An 11,981-nucleotide genomic window follows, 5' to 3' on the forward strand; every position below is an offset into this window, starting at 1 on the left:
GGACCTGCTCCTTATGTTATCGGGTTAAAAATCATACGATGTATACACCGCAAATGTTCCCACCGAACTTAGGCCATGACTTGTCCAGATATTTCTGGTAGACAAGATCAGGCTGGCGAACCCTTTTTTGAAAAGACCCCGTACAATGAGTTCGTACCTCCCGGTTGCCGCACTTACGGTGATACCGTCCTGAAGCCTATTGCGCTTCTCGCCTTTTTCCCCTGGGTTTATTTTCCACAGCTGAATGCAAATGATTAGAATCTGATGGCCGGGCATGCCGGCTGGGTATTGCGGACCGTATATATTCAGGAAATTTTCTTTCCTGAACCGCTCGACCCTGGCCCCAACCGTTTTTTCAGGGATACCAATATCGCCAGCGCTTTCTTTAAAGGAGGTTCGTCCTTTTTCAGGTGCTCCGGCTAAGTTGATATTGGCTTGATCAAGTGTCATTTTGTTTTATTTTCTGGGTTACAAAATTAATTTTGGACATAGGGAGAGGCTACTTAACAATGGATGTAAAGTCAATTATTTTTTTTAAAAAACTTATGAAAATATAAATTTAACTTGAAAAAACTTATGAAAACACTATATATTGATTTTTAATTTCGCACGAATTGATCCCGTCAGGAGATAGGGCGCAAACCTAAAACCATTTAACAGCAAGGAGGATATCATGACGGTTAAAATACTCATTATTGGCGGTGGACCCGGGGGCTATGTGGCCGCTTTAAAGGCAGCGGATTTAGGGGGTCAGGTTGTCTTGATAGAAAAAGAGAATTTGGGAGGGACCTGTCTGAACTGGGGCTGTATTCCATCAAAAATCATGAAAAATTCTGCGGAATTGTTTGAAAAATGTTTAAAGGCGGGTTCCATGGGAATTTGTATTGAAGGAAAGATCTGTGCAGACATGGCAGGCCTGATGGACAGGAAAAATAAAATTTTAGATTCCCAGAGAAAAGGAATCGCCTCCCTTCTAGAGTCCCGGGGAATCCGGGTGGAAAAAGGATGCGCCCGAATCAAATCCAAAGGAATTGTTGAGGTGATGTCAGAGGATGGGACATCCCAATCCATTGAATATGATAAACTCATCATTGCCGTGGGAACCAAACCTCTCAACGTACCTGATTTTCCCTTTGATCATCAAAAGATTTTATCCTCAAATGATATCTTAACCCTCGGCCAAATCCCCGAGTCCCTGACCATTGTGGGAGGCGGAGTGATCGGATGTGAGTTTGCCTTTATTTTTTCAGCCCTTGGGGCAAAGGTAACCGTGGTTGAGGCAATGTCCAGGCTTTTGCCGCTTCCGTCCGTGGACAAAGAAATCTCCAAGCTTTTGCTCCGGGAAATGAAAAAACACAAAATTAAAGTGTTTTGCGACACTGTGGTCACCTCGGCTGATGCCACCCGGGACCAGGTAAACATTTCCATTGCCAAAAGCCCATTTACGGATAATGCAAACGCCAGGGATCCAAAAACCAATTTGATCGAGTCTCAACTCATGGCGGTCTGCATTGGCCGAACCCCTTTATCCAAAGACCTGGAAGTTGAAAATATCGGCCTGGAAACGGATAAACAAGGATGGATTCCGGTGAATGATGCAATGGAGACCAATGTTGACGACGTCTATGCCATTGGCGATATCCTGGGGCCCTCACGGGTGATGCTGGCCCATGTGGCGTCCCACGAAGGCATTGTTGCAGCCCAAACCGCAATGGGACAAGAAGGGCAAATGGCTTACAACGCTGTACCGGGTGCTATTTTTACAACGCCTGAAATCGGGACCGTCGGCCTGAGCGAAGAGGAGGCCAAATCCAAGGGCATGGATGTTGAAACGGCCAGCTCCAATTTCAGGGTTCTGGGCAAGGCCCAGGCCATTGATGAGATTGCAGGCCTGGCCAAGATGGTGGTGGAAAAAAACACAGGGAAGGTGCTGGGGGTTCATCTCATTGGGGCCCATGCCACAGATCTCATTGCAGAGGCCACCCTGGCCATTGACAAGGGATTAACAGCCCAAGAGATTGCCCATACCATCCATGCACATCCGACCCTGGCGGAAATCATGGGTGAAGTGGCCTCAAAAGCATCCGGGTTTACAATTCATGGATAATCATCATCTCACGCTGGCGACCATTTACGCCCCCTTGAATTCAGGTTTAAAAGGGCCAGAAAAATGGAATCAGCAGGCTGGATAAACTGATCACGATAAAATTAAGGGGAAGCCCCAGCTTTAAAAAATCTGAAAACCGATACCGTCCCGGACCATAGACCAAAAGGTTGGTCTGGTATCCGATGGGCGTGGCAAAGCAGGCACTGGCACCAAAACAGATCCCAATGATAAAGGGTTTGGGATCAACACCGAGGCTGTCTGCCGTGGACACGGCAATGGGCAGCAGGAGAACTGCCGTGGCATTGTTGCTCAGGATATGGGTGCAAATACTGGATAAAAGGATTATGCCGAACAGGACCACCCCCGGGCCTGTGCCCTCAAACAGGCTGAGGAATGCATCGGCATACAATTGGGTAACAAAGGTTTTCTGCATGGCCGAACCCAGGGCAATGGTGGCGATAATCAAAAGCAGGATATCAGACTCAAGAGAACGATAGGCATCTTTGAGTCTCAGGCAATGGGTCAGGGTCATCAAAAAAACACCGGTAATGGCGCAGGTCATGATGGCGGCCAGGCCCAGGGTGGCAGACAGCACCACACCTGCAAAAATCAGGGCGCCTGTCCCTGCCTTTTCAGTATCGGTCATGGCATGGTGAATATCCTCGATCACGATAAAATCATTTGAGCGGCGCAGCTGGGGCAGTTTTTTTCTGGGACATCGGACCAGGATGGTGTCCCCGATTTTCAGTTTTACGGTGTTGATTTTTCGATAGGAATAGTGATGCCGGCGGGTCCTGAGGGCGATAATCCTCATTTCCGGGTCATGTCTCAATTCAGTGGATTCCAGTTTTTCCCTTAAAAGTCCTGACAGGGGCGGGATGACCAGCTCAATGATAAGATCGTCCTTGCCGGCCGGGCCAAATGCCAGATCCTCTTCTCCATGGGCCAGGGCCAGGATATTTTTCTTCAATGCCGATATGATGCCCTCGGCCGACCCCTTGACCAGAAGAATGTCGTTCTGACGAATGGAGAGCTTTGTCCGGTTGGGGTCAAAAATATTGTTGTTCCGAAAAATTTCAATCACGGTAAGTCCCAGACTATTCTCAGCCGTCTCCACAATCTGTTGTTCACCGACCAGGGGACTGTTATCCGGAATGATCACCTCAGCAATATACCGGGTGGATTTGGAATCGTCCAGCTCACAGACCGGAGCCGTGCGCCCGGGCAGAATTTTAGGAGAGACAAAAAAAAGATAGACAAGGCCGACCAGGGCAATTGGAATTCCGGCCCGGGCAAGCTCGAACATGGCAATGGGTTGGAATCCAAAGCGGGTGGAAAGATCTGAAACAATAATGTTGGTGGATGTCCCGATCAAGGTGCAGGTACCGGCCAGAATTGAAACATAGGACAGGGGGATCAGCATCTTGGACGGGGAAAAATCGCATTCACAGCTCAACCCCATAACAATGGGGATGAACAGCACGACCACAGGGGTGTTGTTAATAAATGCCGAAGCCAGGGCAACGGTCAGAAGGATCAAAATAAAGGCTTTGGTTTTATTCCCTTTTGAAAATCGCAGGGTCAGTTTGGTCACAATGCCCACGGCCCCTGTCCGGATAAGACCGTAGCTGAGCAGAAACATGGCGCCAACCGTGATAACCGCTGGATTGGCAAAACCGGCAACCGCCTCTGCCGGTTTCAAAATACCGGTCAGAACAAGGGAGACCATGATGCCGATGGCAATTTTATCCACCGCAATTTTTTCGGTAACCAAGAGGATAAGAGCAACAATCAAAATCAGGGTTACCAATATCATGGGTGTGGTTAATCCGAACATAATCTGTTTCCCAATTGATTATTATCCAATTTATTTCATTCAATGTAACCACTAATTCTGAATTTACAAAGTCAGAAAATCATGGGCTTGGGATAACATCCATGCGTCCCGGGGTAAGGTTTTTGGCAAACACATGCCATAAAGATATACCTCAAGGCCCCCTGATTATGATATGCGTGAAAAAGCATAGGAATTAATGTGGTTCTATGGGATACTGAAAAACCACACCTGCTAAAGGAAAACTGCCATGACGCCCCGGATGAAAAAAATTTGGTTTGTCTGTCTTCTGCTGATGATCGCAGGAATCGGGGCGGCCCACTATGTCACCCCCGGCCACCTGATTCTCTACCATGATACATACCGCAGGCTGGCCTATTTCCCCATTGTCATCGGAGCCATTCTGTACGGTGTCAAAGGAGGGCTGGCCATGGCAGTGCTTTCCTGTCTCTCGTTTGTGCCCCATTTATTCATGTTTTGGTTCCAGGGAACCCAGGTCTACTATTCAGAATTATCGGAAATATTATTTTATTTGGCCGCTGACCTGTTTATCGGCATGGTTTCCAGCCGGGAAAACAAGTTGCGGATCAGGTACCAGGCCTTGTCTGAACAATTGGCATCTTCTTACCAGAGGCTCCATGACCAGGCTGGACGTCTGGTCCAGGCAGAAAAAGAATTGGGCCAGGAAAACAAGCTGTCCATGCTGGGCCATGTATCTGCATCCCTGGCCCACGAGATAAAAAACCCTTTGGCCGCCATTAAAGGGGCTGTAGAAATTCTGGCAGATGAAGTAAATTTGAATCATCCCAAGCACGAGTTTATTGAAATCATGCGGTCGGAGGTATCCCGGTTGAACAATTCCGTTGACGAGGTATTGGCCTATTGCCGGGGACAGCAGAAAACCCGTGAAGACAAAATGGTTGTCCTGTCACAGGTCGTGGATAGAGTCAGCCAGGTGGTGGGGCCCAAGGTCAGTGAAAAAGCCATTGACCTGTCCTGGGACAGGACCATGGCAGAGGAGGTCCGGATACCGGAAAACGCATTGACCCAGGTGCTGATTAATCTGCTGCTCAATGCGGCAGATGCTGTGGATAAAAAAGGGAAAATATGGGTTTCCCATAGACTGGAATCCAAACGCCTCTGCATTGATATTGATGACAATGGTCCCGGACTGGATACAACTGCCCACAAAACGGTGTTCCAGCCTTTTGTGACCTTTAAGGCAGAAGGGACCGGACTGGGCCTGTCCATTACCCAAAGAATCTTAGAACGACTGGGTGGAACCATCCAGGTCACCCGGTCTGAGTTCGGGAGTGCCTGTTTTTCTATAAACCTGCCCGTAAAAAAAGGACCAGTATAAATGAATCAGACCATTTTGCTTATTGATGATGACCCAAGCCTGCGGCGGGTGACCGAGTATAATTTAACCGCAGCCGGTTTTATTGTGCTCGCAGCAGATTCCGGCACCCAGGGTCTTAAATTTTTCCATGCCAATGAGCCGGATCTGGTGGTTAGCGATGTAAAGTTAGGGGATTACAACGGTTTGGATCTCATGGAAAAATTCAAGGCTGTGTCTCCTGATATACCGATGATTATCATGACAGCCTTTGGTTCCATTGAGATGGCGGTCCAGGCCATGCACAAGGGTGCCTTTAATTTTATTACCAAGCCCTTTGACCGGGATACCCTGATCCTTTCCTATCAAAAAGCCCTGGAACTGCGGGGGCTTATATCCAGGACAAAAATGCTCACCCATGAGGTGAACCGCCTCACCGGAACCCAGGGCATGGTGTCGGCAAGCTCTGCCATGAAAGAATTGCTGGACACAGCGTCCAGGGCAGCCAATTCCGAGGCCACAGTGCTCATCTCCGGGGAATCGGGCACAGGAAAGGAGGTATTGGCCAGGCTGATTCATCAGAATTCACCCCGGAATAAGGGCCCCATGGTGGCGGTGAACTGTGCTGCCATTCCATCTGGCCTTCTTGAATCTGAACTTTTCGGTCATGTGAAAGGCGCCTTTACCGGGGCTGTAAAGGACAGGAAAGGGCATTTCATGACAGCCGGTTCCGGCAGTTTGTTTTTGGATGAAATCGGAGAACTTGCAATGGATTTACAGGTCAAGCTTCTCAGGGCTGTTAAGGAAAGACAGATCCAGCCGGTGGGATCGGAAAAAACCCTGGATGTTGATATCAGGATTATTGCTGCCACCAACCTGGATCTTCAGGACAGGATCTCCAGGGGGGAGTTTAGAGAAGACCTTTATTACAGGCTGTCGGTGATTCCTTTGTTTATACCTCCCCTGCGGGAAAGACCTGAGGATATCCCTGCCCTGGCAGTCCATTTTTTAAAAAAATTTGATGCGCCGGCGGATGTCTGTTTTTCTCCCAATGCCCTCAAAGCGCTGGAAGGGTATCACTGGCCGGGAAATATCAGGGAGATGCAAAATATTGTGGAGCGTTGCATTATCCTTAGATCCAGCGCCCTGATTCGAACCAAAGATCTGAATCTTCCGGGAATGACGGCTGCCCCCTCCGCCTTTGAGCCAATGATTCCGGACGGGGGCATCTCCCTGGAATCCGTGGAAAAGGCCTATGTGATAAAAGCCCTTGAAAAGGCCGGGCAGAATCGTTCTCAAGCAGCCCGGCTGCTTAAAATTCCCAGACATGTCCTTCTTTACCGTTTGGAAAAATACGGGTTGTAGGTCTGGAACACATCGAGTGTAGACTATTCTACATCCCTCTGTGGAATAGTCTACAAGACAGACCTGTGATTTCGTAATGCACTCTTATTCTTTCTTGTAAAATCTCTTTTAATTCAAGCGGGTTAAACCTTTATTTCTTTTTTGCATCCCCTGGCATCTTTTGTGAAAACAACTCTTCTTATCACTGTTATTTAACGAACAACCCAAGGAGAGATCCATGAAAAAAATGTATCTGCTTATCCTGTCAGGGGCATTGATGCTCCTGGCTGCTGCTGTGGTCGCTGCCCAGAATCCCCCTACCCAGAGGGCGGTTTTTAAAGTAGAAAATCTCACCTGCGGCGCCTGTTTTTCAAAGATTAACCAAGCACTGGGGCCTCTGGATGGATTTTCCGGCATGGGAGCCAACCTGCTGCGCAACAGGGTTGCCGTGGATTTTGCAGCGCCCCTTACCCCGGAAAAAATAGGGTCGGCCATTACCCGTCTGGGCTATCCCGCCGCCCTTGATACCGTGGATATGATTGGAGAAAAAGAGACCTTTGCCCATATGCAGTCCCGGCGAAAGGCAACCGGTTATGACAACGGGTGCTGCGGCGGCGGTGCTGCCCCTGCTGCCGCCCAGTGCCCTGGCGGCGGACAAGCCGGTTCCGGCCTTCCCCAGGCAGGCGCTCCCACCCCAAAAACCAAGGATATCTAAGCAAGATCAAGGAAATAATAATAAAAATGATAAGAACTTTAACTCTGTTTGCCCTGGCCGTCTTTATGTCGGCATCCTCTGCCCATGCCTGGTTCGGTGGAGGCAAATTTAAGGATCTGGCGCCTGAAAACGGTATGATTTCTATTCCTGTGGACAAAATATCTGACGGCAAGGCCCACTATTTTAAAATCAAGTCTGACAAGGGGGTGATGGTGGCGTTTTTTGTGGTCAAAAGCCAGGACGGTATTATCCGGGCTGCTGTGGATGCCTGTGACGTGTGTTACAGGGCAGGAAAGGGCTATATTCAGGAGGGCAATGTAATGATCTGTGAAAACTGCGGTATGCGTTTTGCCACAGACCGGATCAATGAGGTCAAAGGCGGATGCAATCCAACCCACCTGGACAGGGTTGTGGATGGTGACCGTCTTAAGATTTCCATGGATGAGATCAATGCCAATGCCTGGCTCTGTAAATTTAAATAATAGGAGAATCTATGGCCTGGGATCCTGAACGCTACAGGGAAAAACGGGAAAAAGTACTGGGAATTCAAAAACGGGGGGTCTCGTTTGGCAGTTTAACCGCCATTATTGGGAATGTTCAGAATTCTGTGTCACGGTTTCGGTTCCCGGATCTGCCTCAGCGCCAGCGGAAGTAAAAGTCAGGTCCGAGAATGGGCCTTCAATCAGCCACGTCGGAGGAGTTGATTTTTGCTGGAGTGGAGTTCCTGGAACCATCTTTTCCATCTGTAAATAAATCCCTATCAAATTCCCAGCTCTTTATCCAGCCGGCCTTCAAAGAAAATTGCCAACTGGGAAATTGTCAGTGACCAATTTTGAATCAGTAGTGTCCGGTTAGGTTGTTGCATATAAAAAGCATCTAAAATCATTGAAAAAACAGTCTGTTTTGTGTTGACAAATGTGCGTAAAAATTTTTGTGCGCCTTGAAAATTTAACTCAAGGAGCTCAAATGACGCACATCTCAGTCCCTAAAAAACAACTACGGTCCCTGAACTTTGACAATTTCAGGTGCCCTCTGATAAAGTCACTTTCAAAATCACCGGAATTACAATCTCGAGGAGACCGCCCTTTAAAAATGACATTCGAAGACCAGATAAATGCTTTGGTTTATTTCCATCTTCAGGAGCACAAGTCTGCCCGACATTTAATTCAGGATCTCAAGGAGAATGTTTTTGCTAAAGAAAATATTGCGCCAGACGGTGGTATCAGCCGTAGTAGTTTCTGTGAAGCCATCAATCACAGGGGACTCGAACAACTGCAATTTATCTTTGAGGATCTTTATAAACAGGCTCTTGAGTGTCATCCGGGTGAACACGCCGAGTTAGGAGAGTTGGTTTCCATTGACGGTAGTCTCATAAATGCAGTCCTTTCAATGCACTGGGCGAACTACAGAAAAGGAAGTAAAAAAGCCAAAGTACATTGCGGATTTGACATTAATCACGGAATCCCAAACAAAATCTTTTTTGACTGAAGGCAACGGCGCTGAACGCACTTTTGTTCCCAAAATACTTTCCAAGGGGCAAACAGGTGTTATGGATCGTGGATATCAATCCCATAAAGAATTTGACCTGCTTCAGGAGCAAGGCAAACATTTTGTCTGCCGTATAAAAACCAGGACAACAAGAACAATTATTGATAACCACGAGACCCCTTCCGACAGCTACATTTTTTATGATGCACTGGTTAAACTTGGTACTCCGAATCAAAACCAGACGAAAAGGCCTGTTCGGGTTGTTGGCTATAAAATTGCTGGCGTCAAATACTATGTGGCAACTGACAGGCATGATTTAACAGCGGAACAAATAGCAACAATTTATAAACTCCGGTGGACCATTGAGGATTTTTTCAAATGGTGGAAAGAACATCTGAAGGTATATCATCTCATTGCCCGCAGTGAATACGGCCTTATGGTTCAGATTCTTGGCGGCCTTATCACTTACCTGTTACTGGCAATCCATTGCCAAAAACAGTTTAATGAAAAGGTCACGATCAAAAGAGTTCGGCAGCTGCGAACCGCCATTCTAAATGACCTGTTTGGCTGCGAGGAGCAGGGCTCTCATAGTTCAAACAGGGACAATATTGTCAAAGATCAAAAAATTATTGAGCAAGCAAAAACCTAACCGGACATCACTGATTTTGAATCGGTATTGTCCATTTTTTACTGGCGTTCTGGATCCCCGTGTAAAGCAGCTTTAACAGGCTGTCCTGGTTCGGGAATGATCCCTTTGTTTTGGTCAGTTTTCGAAACTGTCGATGCACAGCCTCAATGGTATTTGTGGTGTATATTATCCGTCGAATCTCTTCTGGATATTTAAAGAAATGACTGAGGCGTTCCCAGTTGTTCCGCCAGGATTTTATCACAATCGGGTATTTGTCATTCCATTTATTTTCCAAGATATCCAGTTCTTCTTCGGCCAGATCCTTATTGACCGCTTTATAAACACGTTTTAGATCTGCCATAAATTCGCTTTTTATTTTTGGAACCAACGTATTTCAATGAATTTCGGATCTGGTAGACTACGCAGAGTTGAACTTCTGTGTCCGGGAATATGGTCTCAATGGCCTCGGGAAAACCTTTTAGACCATCAACACAGGCAATCAGGATATCTTTTACCCCTCGGTTTGAAAGGTCTGTTAACACCTGCAGCCAGAAGTTCGCACCCTCATTCTCGGATATGTACAGCCCAAGAACCTCTTTGCGGCCCTCGATATTCACCCCAAGAATTGTGTAAACGGCTTTGCTGCCGACCTTTCCGTTTTCTCGTACTTTATAATGTATGGCATCAAGCCATACGATTGGGTACACATTTTCCAACGGCCTGGCCTGCCATTCTTTGACGGTATGGATGATTTTATCGGTAATGGTGCTCAGAGTGGCATTTGAAATCTCAAGTCCATAGATTTCCTGTAAATGGGAAGCCATATCATTATAACTCATGCCCAGGCCGTAAAGGGCTATTATCTTTCTTTCAATTTCATCGCTGAGCGTTGTCTGATGTTTTTGACGATCTGTGGAGAGAAGGTTCCGGCCCTGTCACGCGGGGTTTCCAGCTCAAATTTACCATCCAGGGATTTAATGGTCTTTTTGCTTTTTCCATTACGGCGGTTGGCAGAAACTTCCTGCCCGAGATGGGACTCCAACTCTCCTTCAAGAGCAGCTTCAGCAAGATTTTTGATTAATGATGTAAGGACGCCGCCCTTACCTGTGAAGGGTTTACCTTCCTGGATGCCTTTAAGGGCTTTTTGAAAATCAAATTCGGTGTTTTCTTCGGTCATGTCAGTTCTCCTTATTTAGCTGAGTATATCAGCTTTCATTCAACTGACACAGAATTTTGAACGCCCTCCTCCTTTTGGCCATTTCTTCTTCTATATTCATTACATCCACAATCAAATTCCTTAAATCTGAAATAAGATTTTGTTTTTCTGATGCATCAAATTAATTCTATAATATTTTTATATTTACAAATGGCATATTGAGTCCCTTTCGAGAGTTGATGACTTATAGTTCATATTTATAAAACTTATTATCTACTTTCATTATTGGAAAAGAGCTTGGTAAATATCTTTTGGCTATTTCATTAAAACCATTTTTCCCATAGAAACTATGGGCAGCCAAAAATTTTGGTGTTGTGCCTAAATAAATTTCTCTGATTCCATTTGATTGTGCCCAATTTAAAAGTGTGTGCAAAAGTGCCTGCGCAACTTGATATTTATTTCCTCTATATCTCTTGTTGACAAACATTTTTCTTAAAGCGGCTTGCTTATGACCAATATCAAGTAAGCTTACAGTACCAACCATTTTTTTGTTGAATAAAGCAACCCAGAAATTACCTTTGTTTACTTGGTAAAAGCCTTTAATATTGCAGAGGTCAGGCTGATCTGCCGCAGTGATGTCAATACCAAATTCCTTTTGTTGTATATTAACAATAAGGTTCAGTATATCGTCCTCATATTTCATAGAAAATTCATCTATCTCGATTTGATTTGTATAATTCATCGTTAGTGCTTTCTTTTCGTTTTAAGCATAGAGCTTTAATTGATAACGGTTGCGTTCAGGGCCACCTGAAAAAGGGACAGGAATGCGCCCCTTGTGGTTCGCTGCAATGAATGGCTATAAAATTTTTTTGATTATCTCCCGAGCTTTCAACCAATCGGTCTTAGATTGAAACATATATTCTGAAAATCCGATATAAAACTCTTTTTTCTGTACAAGGGCTATGAAGGTATCGCCTTCAATGACTTTATCAAAAAAATCTAATTTGAGTTTTGATGAAGTTTTATCAGTTTTGATCAAAATTTCTCTACGTTTTAAAACACCTTCCCTTGGTTGGTTAGTTCCCTCAGTGTAGCTTTTTTTTAATTTTTTTTGAGTAGATCTGTACTGCCAATAGCAAATGCCTCCTACAAGCAATGTCAATAGAGTTAGCATGAATATAGTCTCTCCAATTCCCATAGACGCTTTCATTACTAAAAACGTAATCGCCGCTATCATTAGAATAGTTGTAATTCCATATACCGAGAATACTTTTTGGGCCTTGATTTTTTTCAGCAATCTACAATCATCTTAATATGTTAAATAACCTGAAAATATGATTTCATTCATTTTTCCACCTCTGATTTATAACCCC

10 protein-coding genes and 2 pseudogenes are annotated in these 11,981 nt (G+C 45.7%); 7 read left to right on the forward strand and 5 right to left on the reverse strand.

All coding sequences use genetic code 11. From position 1 onward, the window contains the following. Nucleotides 1–24: 24 nt before the first annotated feature. Complete coding sequence (locus HUN05_18695) at nt 25–450, reverse strand: Lrp/AsnC family transcriptional regulator (GenBank protein ID WDP86901.1); 426 nt, start codon at nt 448–450, stop codon at nt 25–27. 223 nt (nt 451–673) lie between these two features. Here HUN05_18695 and lpdA point away from each other — a divergent pair, with 223 nt between their 5' ends. Further along, on the forward strand, nt 674–2,107 hold the full coding sequence (gene lpdA, locus HUN05_18700) for a dihydrolipoyl dehydrogenase (GenBank protein WDP86902.1): 1,434 nt from the start codon (nt 674–676) through the stop codon (nt 2,105–2,107). Nucleotides 2,108–2,153: 46 nt separating this feature from the next. Here lpdA and HUN05_18705 read toward each other — a convergent pair whose 3' ends face one another. Next, on the reverse strand, nt 2,154–3,944 hold the full coding sequence (locus HUN05_18705; protein ID WDP86903.1) for an SLC13 family permease: 1,791 nt from the start codon (nt 3,942–3,944) through the stop codon (nt 2,154–2,156). Between the two features lie 259 nt (nt 3,945–4,203). On the opposite strand from HUN05_18705, the gene HUN05_18710 reads away from it, so the two are divergent. The 6 genes and pseudogenes from HUN05_18710 (at nt 4,204) to HUN05_18735 (ending at nt 9,473) form a co-directional block, all read left to right on the forward strand. Further along, a complete protein-coding gene (locus HUN05_18710; GenBank protein ID WDP86904.1) occupies nt 4,204–5,301 on the forward strand; it encodes a HAMP domain-containing histidine kinase in 1,098 nt (365 codons plus the stop codon). Next, nucleotides 5,302–6,642, forward strand: coding sequence for a sigma-54-dependent Fis family transcriptional regulator (locus HUN05_18715; GenBank protein ID WDP86905.1), 1,341 nt, complete (start codon nt 5,302–5,304; stop codon nt 6,640–6,642). Between the two features lie 217 nt (nt 6,643–6,859). Then, complete coding sequence (locus HUN05_18720; GenBank protein ID WDP86906.1) at nt 6,860–7,336, forward strand: heavy-metal-associated domain-containing protein; 477 nt, start codon at nt 6,860–6,862, stop codon at nt 7,334–7,336. 26 nt (nt 7,337–7,362) lie between these two features. Beyond that, entirely contained in the window at nt 7,363–7,818 is a 456-nt protein-coding gene (locus tag HUN05_18725) for a DUF2318 domain-containing protein (GenBank protein ID WDP86907.1), read from the forward strand. A gap of 11 nt (nt 7,819–7,829) precedes the next feature. Continuing rightward, nucleotides 7,830–7,991, forward strand: coding sequence for a hypothetical protein (locus HUN05_18730; protein ID WDP86908.1), 162 nt, complete (start codon nt 7,830–7,832; stop codon nt 7,989–7,991). A gap of 311 nt (nt 7,992–8,302) precedes the next feature. Further along, nucleotides 8,303–9,473 (forward strand): annotated as a pseudogene (locus HUN05_18735) (IS4 family transposase). Between the two features lie 7 nt (nt 9,474–9,480). Here HUN05_18735 and HUN05_18740 read toward each other — a convergent pair. The 3 genes and pseudogenes from HUN05_18740 to HUN05_18750 form a co-directional block, all read right to left on the reverse strand. Continuing rightward, nucleotides 9,481–10,629, reverse strand: a pseudogene (locus HUN05_18740) (IS256 family transposase). Nucleotides 10,630–10,852: 223 nt separating this feature from the next. Next, complete coding sequence (locus tag HUN05_18745; protein WDP86909.1) at nt 10,853–11,350, reverse strand: GNAT family N-acetyltransferase; 498 nt, start codon at nt 11,348–11,350, stop codon at nt 10,853–10,855. A gap of 114 nt (nt 11,351–11,464) precedes the next feature. Further along, nucleotides 11,465–11,905, reverse strand: a complete 441-nt coding sequence (locus HUN05_18750) for a hypothetical protein (GenBank protein ID WDP86910.1) — start codon at nt 11,903–11,905, stop codon at nt 11,465–11,467. Between the last annotated feature and the right edge of the window lie 76 nt (nt 11,906–11,981).

It is taken from the genome of Desulfobacter sp. (assembly GCA_028768545.1).
GTDB lineage: Bacteria > Desulfobacterota > Desulfobacteria > Desulfobacterales > Desulfobacteraceae > Desulfobacter.